The following is a 17,463-nucleotide window of genomic DNA, read 5'->3' on the forward strand; positions in this document are numbered from 1 at the left end:
TCAGCAAATGGCGCGGGCCGGGGATGCGTCCCCGGCCCGCGCCGTTGTGTATCGCCGGCCGCGCCGGTGTCAGTACTCGCGCAACAGGGAACCGGCGCCATACACCTTGTCGGCGATCCCGTTCTCGCGCAGCGCCATCCACCAGGTCGCCGCGTTGATGGCGATCACCGGCTTGCCGAGCCAGCGTTCGGCCTCGTCGGCCAGCCCGACCATCGACAGGTTGGTGCCGCACTGGACCAGGGCGTCCACGTCCGGGCCGTCCACCGCCAGCAGCGCCCGGCGCAACTCGTCCTCGGTGACGTGGGCGATGGAGACCGCGGTCGGGCACTTGAGCCCCTCGATCGCGGTCACCTCGAAACCGATCTCGGAGAAGAACTGCACGACGTTCGTGTCGCCGATCGGCTGGTACGGCGTCACCACGCCGATCCGGCGCGCGCCGTAGAGCCGCAGTGCCCGCTCGCACGCCTCCGCCCCGGTCGCCACCTCCAGCCCGGTGGCCGCCTTGATCTGGGCGACGAATTCCCGGTTGCCCTCGACACCGCCCCAGAACGTCTCGGCGGACATGCCCATCACCATGTAGTCGGGCTCGCAGGTCAGTACCCGCTCGCAGGCCGCGCCGATCTCGTCGCGGATCTGCGTCAGGAGGTTCTCGAAGTTGCTGTCGCTGGACAGGTCCTGGTTGCGGATGTGGATCCGGGAGAAGTGCGCGGTCACACCCGGCACCGTCATCCGGTAGAAGTCCGGCTCCACGATGGTGTTGGTCGACGGGGCGATGACGCCGAACTTTCGGCGCCAGCCGAGCGCGTCGGTCATGACCTGACGGCTCCTTTCTCGGTGGGGTTCGGGTGAGGGCTGGCCGGGGCCAGCGTGTGGGCGCGCGCGGTCAGCCACGCCGCGACCAGCAGTGCCGCCTGGCCGAGGGTGTTCGTGCCCTGCTCCACCCACTGCATGGCCAGGGTCTCGTGATCGGGGTGGTTGCGCAGCGGCACCAGCAGTAGCACGCAGGTCAGCCCGACGACGTAGAGCGCCACCGCGCCCCAGGCGCCCCGTCGGCCGGCGATGACCGCGGCCAGGACGCTGATGGCGGTCACGCCCGTGGTGGCGAGGGCGAAGACCGGTGCGAAGATGGCGTACGCGGTCGCCACGCCAGCGGTAACGGCCAGCACGGCGGCGAACGGCCACCACGGCACGCTGCGTCCGCGGAGCGCACTGGCAAGGCCCCAGAGCAGTCCGACCGCGCCGACCGCCATCAGCGGGAACAGCGCCGCCTCCAACCAGGGCAGGTCGACCGAGAACCCGGCCAGCAGCAGTTTCCAGGTCGACTTGGCCAGGCCGCCGAGGCCGATCAGGACGGCGCCGACGCGGGCGACCGGGCCCACCCGGGGCACGATCCGACCGGACAGCCCGGCCAGGATCAAGAACCCGACCAGCGCCAGACCGGTCGGCACGAAGTCCTCCAGCGCGAGGAGGACGGTGTAGTCGCTGCCGTTCACGGTAGGTGCTCCCGCCGGGTCATCCGGGGCCGCCGACGGAGTCGCCGAAGAGGTCGCGCTTGTGGAAGCCGGCCGCGGCGAACCGGGCGGCGGCCTTGCGGCCGGTCAACCAGGCGGCGCGGCTGCCGTTGCGGCCCCCGGCGAGGACCCGGTCGGCCAGCCACGGGGTGACCGTCTCCACCCGGTCACCGAGGATGTTGAAGATCTTCTTGGCCTTCGCCAGCTCGTCCGGCGGGTAGTCGTGAGTGAGCAGGTCGGTCACGACGATTCCGGGCGAGAGGTGGTGCACGGTGACCTTGTCGGCGAGGCCGGCTGCGGCGAGTTCCTTGGCCAACCCGTCGGTCAGGTAGGTGACCGCACGCTTCGACGCCCCGTACCCGGTCAGCCCCGGCCGGGCCTGGCCGTTGGAGCCGAAGCCCTCCATGTTCCACAGCGCGCCGTGGCCCTGCTCGATCATCGCGGCGAGCACCACCGCGCTGGCCCGGGCCACCCCGCCGAGGTTCGCCGCGAGCACCCCGTCCAGCTCCGCCGGTGCCAGCTCCCACAGTGGGCGGCGGGCATGGTTCGTGCCCGCGTTGTTGATCCAGATGTCGACGCCGCCGAACGCCTCGGTGGCGGCCGACCACAGAGCGGACACGTCGACGCGGTCGGTGACGTCCGCGCGTACCCCGAGCACCTGAGCGCCGGAGGGCGTCGAGGCGTCGGAGGGCAGCGCGGCGAGCGCCGTGGCCACCGACTCCGCGCTGCGTCCGCAGAACGCGACCCGGGCGCCGCGGGCCAGCAGCGCGCGGACCAGTCCTGCGCCGATCCCGCGGGTGCCGCCGGTCACCACCACCGCGGTCATCCGGTCGGCTCCCAGGTGAGCAGGCCGTGCAGGACGCTGTCCAGCACGTTGCCCCGGAACAGCTCGTACACCACGGCGAGGCGACCGCCGGCGGACATGCCAGGCTCGGCGTCGATGGCGAACTCGCGGCCCTTGACCTTCCACACGTCGCCGCCGTCGGCGTGAAAATGCCAGGACGGGTAGCTGGCCCGGCCGAAGCCCTGCGCGTTGCCCCAGGCGTCGGGGCCCTCGAAGAACAGCCGGTCGCCGTCGCGGCGCTGCTCGACCACGTACCGCCGGTCCAGGCCGGCGCCGGTCCAGTCCACCACCCGGCGGGTACGGAGCAGGTTGATCGGCTCCAGACCGAGGCGCACCGCGACCGTGCCACGCAGTTGCTGGTCGGCGCCCCACAGCTCGCAGCTGCCGGTGAACGCGCCGGCCTGCTTGGTCGGCAGGATGTACGGCACCGGACCGCGCCGCTCCTCGGCGGACAGGAACCGCGCCACCCGCTCCCGGGTGTCCGGGTTGGTGTCGTGGTCGAAGCTGCGGGTGTAGACGCCGTTGAAGCAGCCCACGACCGTCCAGCCCTGGTAGAGCACCGACGAGTAGACCTGGGTCTCCCCGTCGGGCAGCACATGGTTCCAGGTGTTCAGGTCGACCTGCCAGCCGGGGCCGTAGTAGTGCGCGTCCACGAAGGACCCGTACGGCTGGCCGGTGCCGAAGAAGTCGGGACCGGTGTAGACCCGGTTGGCGTCGGAGTCGAGCACGCCGAAGGCGAAGGGCGCGCCCAGCCGGTAGCGCCCGGCCAGCTCGCCCCCGCCGACCAGCCCGCCGTCCATGTAGTACGTGGTGACGCCGTCGGCGAAGACCGACGAGCGGTGGATCTCCTCGAAGCCCTGCCAGACGCCGGTGGCGGTGAACAGCGACGGGCGGCCGTGCCATTCGCCGGCGATCCGCTGCTGCCACGCGCTCTGTTCGACGGCCGCCGGTGCGGTTGTCGGTGCGGTCGGTTCACTCATTGCCGATCAGCTCCGCCCGGATCCGGGCGGTTGCCGGCTCGCCGATCAGCTGGGTGACCCGGGCCCAGACCGGGTCGACGTCGGGGCTGAACAGGTTGACCCGCACTGCGGTGTCCCGGGCGGCCAGGTCGGTGTCGGCCAGGCCGGCCACGACGTCGGCCGGCAGGCCGTCGGTCACCAGCGCGGACCAGTGCTCGACGTACGCGGAGACGGCGGCTCCGATCTTCCGGAACGCCTCCTCGGTGGCCCGGCCGACCAGCATCCACGGTGACATCAGCGCGTACTGGCGGGGCCTGATGTCGGCCCGGCTCAGCCCGTCCATCGCGCTGGCCTCGGTGAAGACCTCGGTGAGCGGCTGGTACGCCGCGTCCATGTAGGGCAGGTGACTGCTCAGCTCGGCCCGGGGAATCAGGTCGAGGTGGTACGCGTAGTAGTCGCCGCCGTACACCGAATCCAGGGTGAAGTGCGGGATCGCGCTGTCGGCGGCGGTGAAGGCGAAGACCATGTGGCTGTCGAGGCGGATCATCGGGACGACCAGCCCGACGTAGACCACCGTGGCCACCGGCTGGCCCGGTGCGCCCTTCCAGACCCGCAGCGAACCCACCGGGTCGGGCGACATCGGGCTGCTCAGCGGCTCGTCGATGACCGTGGTGAGCGGGTGCCGGGTGGTCAGGTGGGCCACGGCGTTCTCGCAGAGTTCCAGCGGGAGGCTCATGCCTGCTCCTTCGTCGTCGCGCCGTTGCTCGGTTCGGGGCTCGCCTGCGCCTGCGCTCCTGCGGCGGCGTCGGCGCCCTCTTCCTCGGTGATGCGCTTGAGCCCGATCCGCTGGGACTCCGCCACGGTCGGGTGGTCACCCTTGGCCTTGTGCACCCAGGCGCGGGCCAGCTCCGGGTTCTCCCGGCGGGCCGGCGAGGGGATGACGGTTGCCTCCCGACGCGGCACGTCGCCCGTCACCCGGTCGGAGTCGGAGAGCATCCAGCCCTGCTCGGCCAGCTCCTGTCGACGTCGCCGGTAGTGCACCGCGATGAGGTCGCTCTTGACGTGCAGCTCCGCGCCGAGGTCGAACGGGAGCAGCTCGGGGCGGACGTTGTTCACCACCTCGGCGTCCTGGTAGAAGATCTTGAGGACGCGCTGCACGGCGTTGCGGTTGGCCCAGGCCCCGGTGAAGAAGGTGCGCAGGGCGACCCACTTGACCAGTGTGGTCGTCTCGTCCACGGGGATGTTGGTGTCGTAGATGATCAGCTCGCCGATCGGCAGCCGGACGTGCAGCTTGATCATGTTGGGCAGCATCCAGCCGGCCGAGGTGACCACCGGCGGGCGGTTGGCCAGGTCCGCGTTGTTGCGACTGATCAGCGACCAGAGGCCCTTCGAGCGCGGCGGGTGCAGGCTGACCGTGGCGTACGCCGACCACTCGTCGGGCACCTCGAGCTCGTACTCGGGAACCTCGGGCTTCTCCCGATTGCCGAACACGCTGCCGTGCACGAAGGGCGCGTGCGCGATGTCGCAGCCGTTCTCCAGGATCCGCTCGTAGTTGGCCTTCCACAGGAACTCGCCGGTCACCGCGCGGTACTTGCCGCCGTTCTCCACGAGGTTGTCGAACTCCGGCCAGACCGGGATCGGCGGTCGCTCGGCCTCGGGCAGGTCGCCCATGAAGACCCAGACGAAGCCGTAGCGCTCCTGCACCGGGTACGAGTCGACCCGGGCCTTGTTCGGGATGCCCCGGCCGGGCTGGTTCGCCGGGATCTTCGTGCACGCCCCGCCCGGCTCGAACTCCCAGCCGTGGTACGGGCAGACGATGTTCTCGCCGGCCGTCGAGCCGCCGGAGAGCGCCGCCCCCCGGTGCACGCACAGGTCGGACAGGGCTACCACCCGCCCGCTCGGGGTGCGGTAGAGGGCCAGGAACTGGCCGAGCACGGTGATCCGGGCCGGCTTGGTGGTGACCCGGTCGGAGAACTCGACCGCGTACCAGAAGTTCTTGAGCATGGTGGCTTACCTCCGACGGAACGAGGCGATCGAAGAGGTGGTGTCGAGCTCTGTCAGCAACCGGTCGAACTCGTCGGCCGGTTCGCCGCGAAGGTGGACGGCGAGGAACCCGGACAGCAGGTCGACCAGGAGTGCGCGTGTGGTGTCCGGGTCGGCGGTCGCCTCCTCGTCGAGGAAGGCGCGCGCCGAGGTGGGGTCGAGCGGGTGCACGATGCCGAAATGGTTGGCACCGGCCAGCCGCACCAGCAGGTTGGTGCCGCCCGCGTCGGGCAGCGCCTCGTCGAAGGTGCGGGTGATCGGGTCGGCGCGGGTGGCCGCGTCCTCGCCATATCGGTCGGCCGAGCCGTTGATCACGCCGTCGTTGGTGCCGGCGAGCAGCATGACCGGGCAGTTCACCTGGGCCGGCAGCACGGTGCCGGCCGGCCAGCCGAGCATGGTCGCCACCATGGTGTGCGCCCCGTAGGTGGCCACCGCACGGACCTCGGGCAGGAACCGCGCCGACTGCAGCGCCACCGTGCCGCCGGCCGAGTGGCCCACCAGCGCCACCCGGTCGAGGTCGAGCAACCCGTCGAGCGGCCCGGTGAGCTGCGCCAGCGCGTCGAGCACCGGGCGCAGCGACGGGCTGGTCGGCCGGCTGCCGTAACCGTCCGGCCGGGCCGCGTCCAGGTCGACGCCGGGCGTGATCCCGTGCAGGCCGGCGAAGAGCACCCCGACCCAGTCGTAGGTCACCGCGACGACGCCCCGCGCGGCCAGCTCCACCGCCAGCCAGCGGTAGGCGTCCTGCCCGACGTTGACCCCGGAGACCAGCAGGACCACCGGGTACGGCGCCCCGGCCGGGTCGGCCGCCAGCACCCCGCTGAGCCGCTCGGCGTCCGAGCCGGTGGGCCGCGCCGGGTAGTAGACCCGCAGGTGCGCGGTGTCGAACGGCGCCGGCGCGCCGGGGATGCGCGCGGCCCACCAGAGCGATCGGACACCGCTTCGCTGCGGGCCGCTCATGCCGACGGCCGGGGGAGTTCGCGGTCGCCGCCCCAGAGCGCGCGGACGAGCTGGTTGGTGGTCTCCTCGCCGAAGTAGCGCACGCCCATCACGTTCGCCGGGTCGCGGTCGGCGATGTTGCGGCGGATCCGCAGGTCGGTCTCGGCGAGCGCGGCCTGCTCCTCGGCCGGCACCGGCTCGGCCTCGTCGACCCAGCGCAGCCACCGGTCCACGTGGGCGTGGGTCACCTGGCTGACCTTCTCGATGTTCTCCGGGCTGCGGTCGAAGGAGTAGCAGTACGCCGTCGGCGACAGGCTGGCCCGGATGAACCCGGCCCGGCTGACGAAGTAGTCGAACGCCGGGTCGGCGCGCAGTTGCAGCCACTCCTCGTTGACCGGCTCGTAGTACCGGTCGTAGTAGTCGCCGTGTTCGACCATGTTGACCCGGGGTACGGAGTCGATGTAGAACCAGCCGCCGGGCCAGACCAGCAGGGCCAGCCCCAGGTGCGGCACCCTGACCTGGGGGCCCAGCCAGCACGTGAGGTGCAGGTTGGCGAAGCTGGCCGCCGGGTTGCCCAGCCAGGAGTGGACGAGCCAGTCGACCTCGGGCCCGGTGTACGCGGCGAGCGAGCCGCCCGGCCCGTTCGGGTAGTCCCCGTAGTGCTCCAGCGGCTCGGTGGACGGGTCGCGGGTCAGCTCGAACCGTGCGTCGATCTTGGCCTTCAGCTCATCCAGGAGTATCTGGTAGCGGTGGAACGTCTCGTGGACGTCGACCGTGGGGGAGTCGTCGAGCATGTCCTCGACGGGTTTCAACGTGTCGGCCACGGGTCAGCGCCTTTCGGTGAGGGCCTGGACGAGCCGCCACGGGCGGCCGTCGACGAGGTCGGTTCGGCGGGAGACGAGTCGGTTCGCCGCCTGCGCCGGGGCCACCACGGCATGCGTGACGGGCCGGTCGGCGGCGATGTCGGTGCGCAGCGGGCTGCTGATCCGGCCGGTGAACGGCCCGGCCCAGGTGGTCCAGAGGGTGAAGTCGGCGCTGAGCGCGAAGACCGCGGCGCCGGTGCCGAGGGGCCCGGCGGCGATCACGTTGAGCCGGTTCTCGGCGGCCCGCTCCGGCAGGCCCAGCGCCAGCTCCCAGGGCTCGCGCGGAGTGAACGGCACGGCGACCACATCGGCGTCGGCGAGCGCGGCGAGCCGGAACGTCTCCGGGAAGATCGCGTCGTCGCCCACCACGATCGCCAGCCGCCCCCAGGGCAGGTCGAAGGTGCGCAGCGCGTCGCCGGGTCGCGCGGCGTCGCGGGCCGCACCGGCCCGATGCAGTTGTGGCTGCTCGCCGACCACGCCGGACGGGCCGATGAGCAGCCCGACCGGGCCGTCGGGGCCGTGGGCGGTGGCGACGGCGTACCCGTCGGTGCCGTGCAGTGCCGGTGCCAGCGCCGCGGCCACCTCGGCCGGCCCGACGTGCGCGCCGAGGGCGTTCTCGGCGAGCACGGCGAGCAGCGCGCCCTCGGCCATCGCCTTGCCGAGCAGGTCGGCCGCCTGGCCGGGGTCCCGTGGCCGGACCACGGCGACCGGCAGGCTCGGCGCGCCGGGCGGCCGGCGGCGGCCGGTCGGCGCGTCCCCGAGTGGGCCGTAGAGTTCCGGTCGGCGGGCCGCGAGGATGTCGGTGCCGTCCGGGCGGTGCTTGTTGCCGGCGCGCTCCGGGTCGATGTCGGCGATGACGACGGCCTCACCGGTGCGCGGGCCCCTGGCCACCACCGTGCCGTCCGGTGCGACGATCTGCGACTCGCCGGCCCCGTGCAGCCACTGCTCCGGCACGCCGAGGCCGCGGCTCATGGCCGGCAGGTGCTCGGCGGGCAGCAGCGGGCCGACCTTGTTGGCGGCGATCACCCAGGCCCGGTTCTCCGCGGCCCGCACCGGGATGTGCAACGCGGCCTCGTCGGTGGCGAACGAGTTCAGGCTGTTCAGCAGCACCTGCGCGCCGCGCAGCGCGAGCCCGCGGGTGACCTCGGGAATGACGCCCTCCATGCAGGCGTACATGCCGATCCGGCCGATCGGGGTGTCGAGCACCGGTCCGACCTCGGTCGCCGGGTCGAGGTGGTCGTTCTCCGCGCCCATCAGGACCTGCTTGTCGCAGCTGCCGAGCACCGCCCCGTCCGGTCCAAAGAGGAAGTTGGTGCCGCCGGTGCGTCCGTCGGGGTACGCGTGCGTGACATTGATCTTGATGTGCACCCGGTGCACGGCGGCGCTCGCCGAGATCGCGGTGAGGAACGTGTCGCCCGGCCGGGTGGCCAGGGCGTGTGCCTGGGCGCGGTCGGTGTACCAGGCCAGGTGGTTGCAGAACTCGGGCAGCACCACGAGCTGCGCGCCCTGTCCGGCGGCGTCGGCGACCAGACGCAGGCAGGTGGCCAGGTTGGCCTCGATGTCCTGGCCGGCCTCGAACTGTACGGCGGCAACCCTGATGGTCATTCCCGCTCCGGTTCCCCTAGCGAAACGCTGTTTCCAGAACATACACTCGGGCGACGCTGGGGAACAGGGGGACGAACAGGTGTTTACGCACGTGGTGCTGATGAAGTTCGCCGATGCGGCCGATGCTGCCAAGGCGAAGTCGCTGCTGGAAGGTCTGGCCAGCACAATTGATGAGATCGCGACGCTGACGGTCGCCCTGGACACGCTGCGGACCGCGGTCTCCTACGACCTGTGCATGATCAGCACACACACCGACGCGGACGCGTTGCGCGCCTACCAGGCCCACCCCGCCCACCTGGAGGTGGCGGGCTGGCTCAAGCCGCGCCTCGCGGCCCGCGCCGTCGTCGACTACTGAAACAGGTCCCGCCCGCGCGGCCCGGCCTCAGCCCGGGTACGCGTTGGCGGCCAGCCCGGCGCCACCGGGCCGGAACGGGCCGGGGGCGTGCACGACGCAGGTCTGCGCGTACTCGGCCAGCCCCTCCTCGGCGTACTCCCGGCCGTAGCCGGAGCGCTTCACCCCACCGAACGGCGCCCGCAGCGACAGCCCGGTCCGGTTGTGCGTGTTGACGAAGACGAAGCCCGCCTCGACCCGGCGGGCCAGCGCGAACGCCCGCTCCTCGTCGGCCGACCAGACGGAGCCGCCCAGGCCCAGCTCGTCGGCGTTGACCCGGGCCAGCAGTTCCTCCTCGTCGTCGTAGACCAGCAGCGGCACCGTCGGCCCGAACTGCTCCCCGGCGACCACCTCGGCGTCGTCCGGTGCGTCCAGCACGAGTGTCGGTGCCACGAAGTACCCGCCGGCCAGGTCGGTGCCGCCGTCGACGGTGCCCAGCGGCAGCGCGGTGGCTCCCCGGTCGACGGCCGCCGCGACGATCCGCTCGATCCGGCCGGCTGCGCCGGCCGAGACGACCGGGCCCATGCTCACCCCGGGCGTGAGCGCGTCACCGACGCGCAGCACCTTTGCGGCGGCCGACCGGTAGGCCGCCACGAAATCGTCGCGACGGCTGCGGTGCACGTACAGCCGCTTCGCCGCCATACACACCTGACCGCTGGTGGCGAAGCTCGCCAGGACCAGCCGGCGCATCGGCTCGGCGCCCAGGTCGGCGTCGGGCAGGAAGATCGCCGCGTCGTTGCCGCCCAGCTCCAGCACGACCGGCGTGGTCTGGGTGGCAGCCGTCGCTGCCACCTGCCGGGCCGCCGCGCTGCCACCGGTGAACGCCACCTTGCGCACCAGCGGGTGCCCGACCAGCGCGGCTCCGGCTACGGCGTCGCCGTGGACGACCGCCAGCGTCCCGTCCGGCAGCGCCCCGGCGAGCAGGCGCAGCGCCTCCGAGACCGCCAGCGGGGCCAGCGGCGAGGGCTTGACCACCACCGCGTTGCCGGCGGCGAGGGCCGGGGCCACCTTGAGCACGGTGAGGATGATCGGCGCGTTCCACGGCGTGATCGCGGCGATGACCCCGTAGGGCCGGGGCAGCCGCAGCAGCCGGCCGGCCGCGTCGTCGATCTCCCGCTCCGCGTACGCCGCCGGGGCGTGCTCGACGACCCAGCGCAGGTACGTGGCGGCGAACCCGACCTCGCCGCGGCAGTCGGCGAGCACCTTGCCCGACTCCCGGGCCAGCAGCTCGGCCAGCGGTTCGAGCCGTCCGGCGATCGCGTCGGCGCCGGCGGCCAGCGCGGCGAGCCGCCGCGCGATGCCGGTGGCCGCCCAGCCCCGCTGCGCGGCGTCGGCCCGGCGGACCAGGGAGTCCACCCGGTCGGGCCCGCTCACACCGACCGTGCCGACCAGCTCGGTGACCCTGGACGGGTTCTCCCGCTCGATCACCGGGCCGTCGCCGGGTGCCGTCATGCCCGCGCCACCGGCTGCCCGGCGTCGGGGCGCAGCGAGGCGATCATGGAGCTGCGCAGCAGGTACGCCCGGGCAGCCGCCGGATCCTCGGCCAGCGCGCGCAGGCCGGCCAGGTGCGCGGAGCGCAGCTGCGGATCGGTCACCCGCATCCGGCGGTAGTTCTGGTCGGATACCTCCTGCACGTACGTCAGGGCGATCCGGCGCCGCTCGTCGGCCACCGTCGTCACCGCCCGGTCCAGCTCCCCGCCGTGCGGTGCCGTGCGGTCTGCGGCCAGCACCTCCGCGTAGGCGACCGCGTCGTGGATGCCCGAGTTCATGCCCAGCCCGCCGAGCGGGTTGTTGACGTGCGCGGCGTCGCCGGCCAGCAGCACCCGCCCCTGCCGGAACGCCGCGGCGACCCGCTGGTGCACCCGGTACAGACTGGCGTGCGCCACCCGCCACGGCCGGCCCGGGTCGGCGATCGCCCGCAGCCGCTCGTCGAGCCGGCCCAGCTCGTGGGCGTCGGGGGTGTCCTCGGGGGTGGGCAGCAGCACCCGCCAGTGCTCCGGCGTGCGCAGCAGCACCGACCACTCGTCCGGGTCGAAGACGTAGTTGACGTACGCCAGCGGGCCGAGCAGCGCCGGCAGGTCCTCGTCGGTGGAGGCCACCAGGAACCGTTCGGGGTAGGTGATCCCGTCGAACGGCAGCTCCAGCGCCCGCCGTACCGCGGAACTGGCGCCGTCGGCCGCGATCAGCCAGTCGCCGGCCACTTCCCGGCCGTCCTCGGCGACCGCTACCACGCCGCCGTCGGCCTGCCGTACCGACTCCACCGGCCAGCCGAAGTGGACCCGGGCTGCTGGGTGCCGGGCCAGGTGGCCCAGCAGGATCTGGGTCAGCTTGGACTGCTCGCACTGCACCCGGTACGGGTACGGAGTGTCGGCGGCGAGCACCGAGAGGTCCAGCTCCGCGATCAGCCCCTCCCGGCGGTCCCGGTAGGCGAACGTCGGCGCGACCAGCCCGCGCGCCAACAGGTCCGCGCCGACCCCCAGCGCGTCGAGCATCTCCAGCGTCGGTGGGTGGAACGTGGAGGCGCGGGACTCGGCGGCGAGCTGGTCGCCGGCCTCCAGCACGGTCACCTCGCAGCCCCGGCGGGCCAGCGCGAGCGCCGCGGTCAGCCCGACGGGCCCCGCTCCGGCGATCAGCACGTGCATCAGGCGTACCTCCGATCGAGAGTCAGCGCGTCGTCCTGGCCGACCAGTGCGGTGAACGACGACCAGGCAAGCCGGGGCACCGCGTCGGCGTGGCCGTCCCGGCCGATCGCGGCGTAGACGGCGGCAGCCGCGCGGAGCGCGGCCAGCATCGGCGCGACCGGGTGCAGCACGACCCGGACCCCGAGCGCGCCGAGCACGTCGTCGGGCGGAAAGGCGCGCACGCCGGCGGCCTCAGAGCGGTTCACCACCAGGGGTACGCCGGGCAGCGCGGTACGCACCGCCGCCAACTCCTCGACGGTGTCCACGCCCTCCAAAAAAACCGCGTCGGCGCCGGCGGCGGCGAACCGGCCGGCCCGTTCGATCGCCTCGTCGAGGCCGGCCACCGAGTAGGCGTCGGTGCGTGCGATCAGCAGCAGACCGGTGCCCGCCTCGGCGATCGCCCGGATCTTCGCCGTCGCGCCGGCGGTGTCCAGCAGTTCCTTGCCGGCCAGGTGGCCGCAGCGCTTTGGGCTGACCTGGTCCTCCAGGTGCAGCCCGGCGACGCCGGCCGCCGCATACCGCTGGGCGGTCCAGACCGCGTGCAGCGGGTTGCCGTAGCCGGTGTCCGCGTCGGCGATCAGCGGCACGCCGGCCAGCGCAGGGACCAGCCGGGCGGCCCGCTCCGCCACGTGCGTGCCGTGCAGGTACCCCAGGTCGGGAAGGCCCAGCTCGACCGCGGCGCAGACCGCACCGGACAGGTGCACGGCCCGGTGCCCGGCCTCGACGGCCAGCGCGGCGGTGAGCGGGTCGTGTACGCCGGGGGCGTGCACCGGCGAGGCGCCGCCGAGCAGCGCCCGCAGCACGTCGGCCGGGCGTGCGGGCGCTGTGCCGTCGGGTGCATCCCTCGCCGGGACGGTGTCGCCCGGGTTCATGGCCGCCCGTGCAGCGCGAAGCCGCCCTCGACGCCGACCACCCGAGGGTTGCTGAAGAACCGCAGGGTCTCGGCGGTGCCCTCCTCGCCGTACCCGGACAGCCCGAACGCCGGTCGCGGGCTGAACAGGTGCAGGCTGAGCACCGAGGAGCCGTTGACCTTGACCTCGCCGGCCCGGATCCGGCGGGCCACGGCCAGCGCCGCCTCCTCGTCCGCGCCGAGCACGTACGCCTCCAGCCCGTACGGCGTGCCGTTGGCCAGCGCCACCGCCTCGTCCAGGGTGGCGTACGGGTGCACCGCCGCCACCGGTCCGAAGATCTCCTCGCAGGTGTGCGCCGCGGCGACGCCGGTGACCAGCGTCGGGGCGAGGAAGTTCCCGCCGGCCAGCGGCCCGGCGGCCGGCAGCGTGGTGCCGGTGACCGCGGTCCCGCCGTGGGCCAGCAGGTCGTCGCGGGCGGCCAACACCCGGGCCAGGTGCCGGGAGTGCACCAGCGGACCGAGGTCGGTCGCGGGGTCCAGCGGCGCGCCGGCGACCAGGCCGGCGAGCCGGTCGGCGATCGCCCCGACGATCTCGTCGTGCCGGTCGGCGGGCACGATCAGCCGGCCCAGCGCCCGGCACCACTGGCCGTTGAGCGTGCTGAGCAGGTCGACCGCGGCACGGGCGACGTCGGCGACGTCGGCATCGGGGAGCACGACCAGCGGGTTGTTGCCGCCGAGTTCGAGCTGCACCGGCTTGATGTCGTAGGCGCAGGCCGCCGCGACCGCCCGCCCGGCGGCGAGCCCGCCGGTGAAGGAGACCGCCCGGATCCGCGGATCGCTGACCAGGGCCGCGCCGACCTCGGCCCCGCCGTGCACGAGCTGGAACACCCCGGCCGGTACGCCGGAGGCGGCGAGCACGGCCCCGATGACGGCGGCGAGCCGTTGGCTGCCGTGCGGGGCGTACTCGCTGGGTTTGAGGATCGTGGGGCAGCCGGCGGCGAGCGCGTTCGCGACCTTGTGCGCGGCCATCGGCGCGGGCGCGTTCCACGGCACCACGCAGACGGCCGGGCCCCAGGGCAGCCGTTCGGCGTGCACGATCCGGCCGTCCTCACGGTGGAACTCCTGGCTCTGCGGGCCCTGCCGTAGCTGGGCGGCGGCGAGCCGGAACGCACCGCCGAGGATCACGCCCAGCGGTGTGGTCTGCCGGATCGGCACGCCGGTGGTCGCCGACTCCAGCGCGCAGATCTCGGCCGCGACGCCCTCGACCGCCTCGGCGACGCCGTCCAGCACGTCGGCGCGAGCCGGGGCCGGCAGTGCGGCCCAGCTCCCGGCCTCGTGCGCCGCCGAGGCAGCGGCGACGGCGGCCTCGATCCGGTCCGGTGGCGTGCCGGCGGCGGGCCGCCGCACCGCCCCGGTCGCCGGATCCTCCAGGTCGAACCCGAGCGGTGCGTCACTGGGCGTCCAGACCCCGTCGACCAGGTCGGCGAGATCGGGCAGGTCCGGTTGGTGGGGCCCGGTCACCCGGCCACCGCCGCGAACAGGTTGTTGGACCGGTCGCCGGTGACCATGCCGGCCGCCTCCAACCGGCCGCGCTCCGGCGGGAACGTCATCACCAGCCCCATTGCCAGGTCCCGCAGCGCCCGGCCGACGGGCCCGTTCATGGTGGCACTCGACGTGCCGGACGCCTTGAGCGCGCCGAGCGCCACGTCGAAGCACGCCTCGCAGATCGAGCCCTTCGCCAGCCGCCACTGCTGGTAGACCTCGGCGTGCGGGCGCAGCGGTGGCTCGCTGGTCTCCAGCAGCAACTGGCGGCGCAGCCAGAGGTACGCCGTCTCCAACCGTTCCGTCATATCGCCGATGATCACCTGGTGCATGGGGCTCTCCGCAATCGGCCGGCCGGTGTCGGCGAAGGTCTTCTGGGTGAGCCTGGTCAGCGTGTCGTCGTAGACACTCTGCGCCGCGCCGACGTAGACCGCCGTGATGGCCAGCTGGTTGCCGACGAAGCTGCCCCGGCTGCACTGCAACATCTTCACGAACGCGCCGGGCACGGTGAGCGCCTCGTCGGCCGGAATGAAGACGTCGTCGAGGCGGATGCCGTGGTTGGCCGAGCCGCGCATGCCGATGCCGTCCCAGCTCGGCCGTGAGGCGACCCCGGCGGCATCGCGGGGCACCAGGAACAGTGCCAGCCCGTCCGCCGTCTCGTGCCCGGCGAGCCGGGCGGTGACCAGGTAGGTGTCGGCGACGCCGGTGGCGCAGCCGAACGACTTCTCGCCGCTGAGCGACCAGCCGTCGACGCCGTCGCGGCTGGCCGGGGTGGCGGTGGTGGAGATGGCGATGTTGGCCGACGAGCTCTTCACCGCCTCGCTGGCGAAGTTGGCCAGCCACATCCCACCGGCCATCCGGGTCAGCACCTTCTCGGCGAAGGCCCGCACGGCGGGGACATCGTCGTCGTCGAAGAGGCCGCGCTCGATCGCCTCCAGCGGCAGCAGGCCCCGGGAGGCGCTGGTGTTGTGGAAGAAGAAGGCCAACGCCGTCGACGGGCACGCGCTGCCCATCGCGAAGGTGGCGGCGGCGAGGTCGCGAAGGCCGCCGCCGAGGCCGCCGTACTCCTGCGGAATCACCAGGCCGAGCAGCCCGGCATCGCGCAGCAGCGCGACGTGCGCGGCGGGGAACACCCCGTCGGCGTCGGCCTGCGCGGCGGCGGCCCGCAGCGCGGGCAGCACCTTCTCCACCCGGGCCGCGCGATCCTGCTCGGCCGGGGTGAGGTCGTCGATGAGCCGTCCGCCGGTGGACATGTGGGTCACTCCTCTGGGTTGGTGGCGGGGAGCCGGGGACAGGACACCCCGAGTTGACGGGCGAGAAAGACCAGGTCGCGGGTGCGCAGGGCACCCGCTCGCCCGCTGAGGGTGGTGTCGAAGCCGGTGACCCCGCTCTTCATCGCGACCGTGGCGTTGACCAGGCCGAGCCCGCGCTGGGTCCGCAGCCGCACCCGAAGTGAGGCGCGGCGGGCGCGCACGGTGGCGTCGGCGAGCACTGCCCGCACCTGCACCGGGCTGGCGTCGGCCGCTTCGACCAGGGTGACGGCGGTGTGCCCGGCGCGCAGCAGCTGGTCCAGCTCGGCGAGGGTGGCCTCCTCGCCGCCGGCCCGGAAGGCGTCGGCGATCATCGGGCCGGGCGTCGCCCGCACCGTGAAGCCGGCCATCGCCAGGGTGTTCGCGCGTAGGCGGGAGAGCCGGCCCCCGATCGCGATGTCGATCCTCTCCGGCAGGGGGTCGGCGAGCTGACTCCACACGCTGGAGTGGAACAGCAACGGGGCGCCGACCCGGGGGGTGTCGGCGGCGAGCACCTCGCCGACGAAGATCGTGTGGTCGCCGCCGGGGTAGGCGTGCACGACCCGGCAGTCCAGCCAGGCGGTCGAGTTGGCCAGGACCGGGCAGCCGGTCTCGGCGTACGCCCAGTCCAGCCCGGCGAAGCGGTCGGTGATCTCGGGGCGCATGCCGGCGAAGCGCTGGCCGATGCCGGCCTGGCCCTTGCCGAGGAAACTGATCGCGAAGACCCCGGCCTGCTCCACCAGGGCGTGGCTGGGAAGGTGGACGCCCAGGCAGACGGAGACCAGCGGCGGGTTGAGGCTGACCGAGGAGAACGAGCTCGCGGTCATGCCGTGCGGCTGGCCGTCGACGACGGTGGTCACGACACCGACGCCACTGGGCCACTGGGCGAGGGCCGAGCGGAACGTGATGCTGTCGACCGACACTGGCAGGCTCTCCGTTTCGCATCAGGAAACGCCGTTACCAGAAACGTAACGAGGGGTGGTGTCCCGTGTCAACCGCCGTTTGGTCCGGGCGGCCGGCGACACTCAGGACACGCTGTTTCGCTGGGCGGAATCGAGCGACCTACACTGCTCTGAGACCGGACAAAGACGAACAGTGCTGTGGAGGCCCACCCATGACCAGTCGGACATCCGCGGCGACGGCACCGGCCGTTGCGGAGGACGGCGACGGCCAGTCCCGCTCGATCGCGGCGGTCGAGCGGGCGATGGACGTGCTGCTCTACTTCGGGCGCAGCGGGCGACCGGACCTGGGCGTCACCGAGATCGCGACCGCGCTGGGCCTGACCAAGGCCGCCGTGCACCGCATCCTCACGGCGCTGCGCAGCCGGGATCTGATCATTGTCGACCCGAGCACCCGTCGCTACGCACTGGGCCACGCGGCCGTCACGCTCGGCCGGGCCTACCTGGCCCGCACCGACCTGCGCGCGATGGCCGGCCCGGAGCTGCGCGCGCTGGCGGCCCAGACGGGCGAGACCGCCACGCTGTCGCTGCGCCGGGGCGACACCCGGCTGTATGTCGACCAGGTGGTGCCCGAGCACGAGCTGCGGCTGGACGTCAACATCGGCATCCCGTACCCGCTGCACGCCGGCAGCTCGTCCAAGGCGTTCCTGGCCTTCGTCGCCGAGGACGAGTTCGACGCCTACCTGGAGCGGCACCGGCTCGACGAGCTCACCGACCGCACCATCACCGACCCGGCGAAGCTGCGCAAGGAGCTGGCCGCCATCCGCAAACGCGGCTATGCCACCTCGCGCGGCGAACGCCAGCCCGGCGCGACATCGATTGCGGCACCCGTCTACGACCACGACGGGCACGTGGTGGCGGTCGTCAGCGTGGCCGGGCCGGTGGGGCGGTTCAAGCCGGACTCGCCCGAGCTGGCGAAGTCGCTACTGAAGGCGACCGGCCGGATCTCCGCTCAGCTCGGCTACAGCGGCGCCTGACCGACCTGCCGGG

At 73.2% G+C, this 17,463-nt stretch carries 17 protein-coding genes; 2 read left to right on the top strand and 15 right to left on the bottom strand.

Annotated features, from left to right (window positions below):
* Positions 1-69: 69 nt before the first annotated feature.
* Genes ABZS37_RS01730 through ABZS37_RS01770 form a run of 9 tightly spaced genes read right to left on the bottom strand, consistent with a single transcriptional unit; the run spans position 70 to position 8,761 of the window.
* Positions 70-813, bottom strand: coding sequence for an arylmalonate decarboxylase (locus ABZS37_RS01730; RefSeq protein ID WP_355164878.1), 744 nt, complete (start codon positions 811-813; stop codon positions 70-72).
* A complete protein-coding gene (locus ABZS37_RS01735) occupies positions 810-1,493 on the bottom strand; it encodes a hypothetical protein (protein ID WP_355164879.1) in 684 nt (227 codons plus the stop codon). The genes ABZS37_RS01730 and ABZS37_RS01735 overlap by 4 nt, the downstream gene beginning before the upstream one ends.
* Positions 1,494-1,512: 19 nt before the next feature.
* A complete protein-coding gene (locus ABZS37_RS01740) occupies positions 1,513-2,337 on the bottom strand; it encodes an SDR family oxidoreductase (protein ID WP_355164880.1) in 825 nt (274 codons plus the stop codon).
* Positions 2,334-3,335, bottom strand: coding sequence for a hypothetical protein (locus ABZS37_RS01745; RefSeq protein ID WP_355164881.1), 1,002 nt, complete (start codon positions 3,333-3,335; stop codon positions 2,334-2,336). Before ABZS37_RS01745 ends, ABZS37_RS01740 begins: the two co-directional genes overlap by 4 nt.
* Positions 3,328-4,050: a hypothetical protein gene (locus tag ABZS37_RS01750; RefSeq protein ID WP_355164882.1), complete on the bottom strand. Its 723-nt coding sequence runs from the start codon at positions 4,048-4,050 to the stop codon at positions 3,328-3,330. Before ABZS37_RS01750 ends, ABZS37_RS01745 begins: the two co-directional genes overlap by 8 nt.
* Entirely contained in the window at positions 4,047-5,318 is a 1,272-nt protein-coding gene (locus ABZS37_RS01755; RefSeq protein WP_355164883.1) for an aromatic ring-hydroxylating dioxygenase subunit alpha, read from the bottom strand. The genes ABZS37_RS01750 and ABZS37_RS01755 overlap by 4 nt, the downstream gene beginning before the upstream one ends.
* Before the next feature lie 6 nt (positions 5,319-5,324).
* Positions 5,325-6,314, bottom strand: coding sequence for a dienelactone hydrolase family protein (locus ABZS37_RS01760; RefSeq protein WP_355164884.1), 990 nt, complete (start codon positions 6,312-6,314; stop codon positions 5,325-5,327).
* Entirely contained in the window at positions 6,311-7,117 is an 807-nt protein-coding gene (locus ABZS37_RS01765; RefSeq protein ID WP_355164885.1) for an oxidoreductase, read from the bottom strand. Before ABZS37_RS01765 ends, ABZS37_RS01760 begins: the two co-directional genes overlap by 4 nt.
* A gap of 3 nt (positions 7,118-7,120) precedes the next feature.
* Entirely contained in the window at positions 7,121-8,761 is a 1,641-nt protein-coding gene (locus ABZS37_RS01770; protein WP_355164886.1) for a nitrilase-related carbon-nitrogen hydrolase, read from the bottom strand.
* 79 nt (positions 8,762-8,840) lie between these two features.
* On the opposite strand from ABZS37_RS01770, the gene ABZS37_RS01775 reads away from it, so the two are divergent.
* Positions 8,841-9,116 (top strand): Dabb family protein, encoded by a 276-nt coding sequence (locus ABZS37_RS01775; RefSeq protein ID WP_355164887.1) that lies wholly within the window; start codon positions 8,841-8,843, stop codon positions 9,114-9,116.
* Between the two features lie 27 nt (positions 9,117-9,143).
* Here the strand turns inward: ABZS37_RS01775 and ABZS37_RS01780 are convergent, their stop codons facing one another.
* From ABZS37_RS01780 to ABZS37_RS01805, 6 genes are read right to left on the bottom strand one after another with little or no spacing between them, the layout of a single operon-like run.
* Positions 9,144-10,604 carry an aldehyde dehydrogenase family protein gene (locus ABZS37_RS01780; RefSeq protein WP_355164888.1) on the bottom strand — a complete coding sequence of 487 codons (1,461 nt, stop codon included), beginning with the start codon at positions 10,602-10,604 and terminating at the stop codon, positions 9,144-9,146.
* Positions 10,601-11,794 carry an NAD(P)/FAD-dependent oxidoreductase gene (locus ABZS37_RS01785; RefSeq protein ID WP_355164889.1) on the bottom strand — a complete coding sequence of 398 codons (1,194 nt, stop codon included), beginning with the start codon at positions 11,792-11,794 and terminating at the stop codon, positions 10,601-10,603. The genes ABZS37_RS01780 and ABZS37_RS01785 overlap by 4 nt, the downstream gene beginning before the upstream one ends.
* On the bottom strand, positions 11,794-12,705 hold the full coding sequence (locus ABZS37_RS01790) for an isocitrate lyase/PEP mutase family protein (RefSeq protein ID WP_355164890.1): 912 nt from the start codon (positions 12,703-12,705) through the stop codon (positions 11,794-11,796). The genes ABZS37_RS01785 and ABZS37_RS01790 overlap by 1 nt, the downstream gene beginning before the upstream one ends.
* On the bottom strand, positions 12,702-14,204 hold the full coding sequence (locus ABZS37_RS01795) for an aldehyde dehydrogenase family protein (RefSeq protein WP_355164891.1): 1,503 nt from the start codon (positions 14,202-14,204) through the stop codon (positions 12,702-12,704). The genes ABZS37_RS01790 and ABZS37_RS01795 overlap by 4 nt, the downstream gene beginning before the upstream one ends.
* The gene (locus ABZS37_RS01800; protein WP_355164892.1) at positions 14,201-15,478 is read right to left on the bottom strand and encodes an acyl-CoA dehydrogenase family protein; all 1,278 of its coding nucleotides are present in this window, start codon (positions 15,476-15,478) and stop codon (positions 14,201-14,203) included. Before ABZS37_RS01800 ends, ABZS37_RS01795 begins: the two co-directional genes overlap by 4 nt.
* 5 nt (positions 15,479-15,483) lie before the next feature.
* Positions 15,484-16,437, bottom strand: coding sequence for a flavin reductase (locus ABZS37_RS01805; RefSeq protein WP_355164893.1), 954 nt, complete (start codon positions 16,435-16,437; stop codon positions 15,484-15,486).
* 191 nt (positions 16,438-16,628) lie between these two features.
* Here ABZS37_RS01805 and ABZS37_RS01810 point away from each other — a divergent pair, with 191 nt between their 5' ends.
* Positions 16,629-17,450, top strand: a complete 822-nt coding sequence (locus tag ABZS37_RS01810) for an IclR family transcriptional regulator (protein ID WP_355164894.1) — start codon at positions 16,629-16,631, stop codon at positions 17,448-17,450.
* The last annotated feature ends 13 nt before the right edge of the window (positions 17,451-17,463 follow it).

Origin of the sequence: Micromonospora sp. NPDC005413 (assembly GCF_040606435.1) — a bacterium.
Lineage (GTDB): Bacteria > Actinomycetota > Actinomycetes > Mycobacteriales > Micromonosporaceae > Micromonospora.

Bases quoted from the DNA above. Each gene is read 5' to 3' on its own strand.
- ABZS37_RS01730 (WP_355164878.1), bottom strand. From the start codon at position 813: ATGACCGACGCGCTCGGCTGGCGCCGAAAGTTCGGCGTCATCGCCCCG.
- ABZS37_RS01740 (WP_355164880.1), bottom strand. From the start codon at position 2,337: ATGACCGCGGTGGTGGTGACCGGCGGCACCCGCGGGATCGGCGCAGGA.
- ABZS37_RS01745 (WP_355164881.1), bottom strand. From the start codon at position 3,335: ATGAGTGAACCGACCGCACCGACAACCGCACCGGCGGCCGTCGAACAG.
- ABZS37_RS01750 (WP_355164882.1), bottom strand. From the start codon at position 4,050: ATGAGCCTCCCGCTGGAACTCTGCGAGAACGCCGTGGCCCACCTGACC.
- ABZS37_RS01755 (WP_355164883.1), bottom strand. From the start codon at position 5,318: ATGCTCAAGAACTTCTGGTACGCGGTCGAGTTCTCCGACCGGGTCACC.
- ABZS37_RS01760 (WP_355164884.1), bottom strand. From the start codon at position 6,314: ATGAGCGGCCCGCAGCGAAGCGGTGTCCGATCGCTCTGGTGGGCCGCG.
- ABZS37_RS01770 (WP_355164886.1), bottom strand. From the start codon at position 8,761: ATGACCATCAGGGTTGCCGCCGTACAGTTCGAGGCCGGCCAGGACATC.
- ABZS37_RS01780 (WP_355164888.1), bottom strand. From the start codon at position 10,604: ATGACGGCACCCGGCGACGGCCCGGTGATCGAGCGGGAGAACCCGTCC.
- ABZS37_RS01785 (WP_355164889.1), bottom strand. From the start codon at position 11,794: ATGCACGTGCTGATCGCCGGAGCGGGGCCCGTCGGGCTGACCGCGGCG.
- ABZS37_RS01790 (WP_355164890.1), bottom strand. From the start codon at position 12,705: ATGAACCCGGGCGACACCGTCCCGGCGAGGGATGCACCCGACGGCACA.
- ABZS37_RS01800 (WP_355164892.1), bottom strand. From the start codon at position 15,478: ATGTCCACCGGCGGACGGCTCATCGACGACCTCACCCCGGCCGAGCAG.
- ABZS37_RS01810 (WP_355164894.1), top strand. From the start codon at position 16,629: ATGACCAGTCGGACATCCGCGGCGACGGCACCGGCCGTTGCGGAGGAC.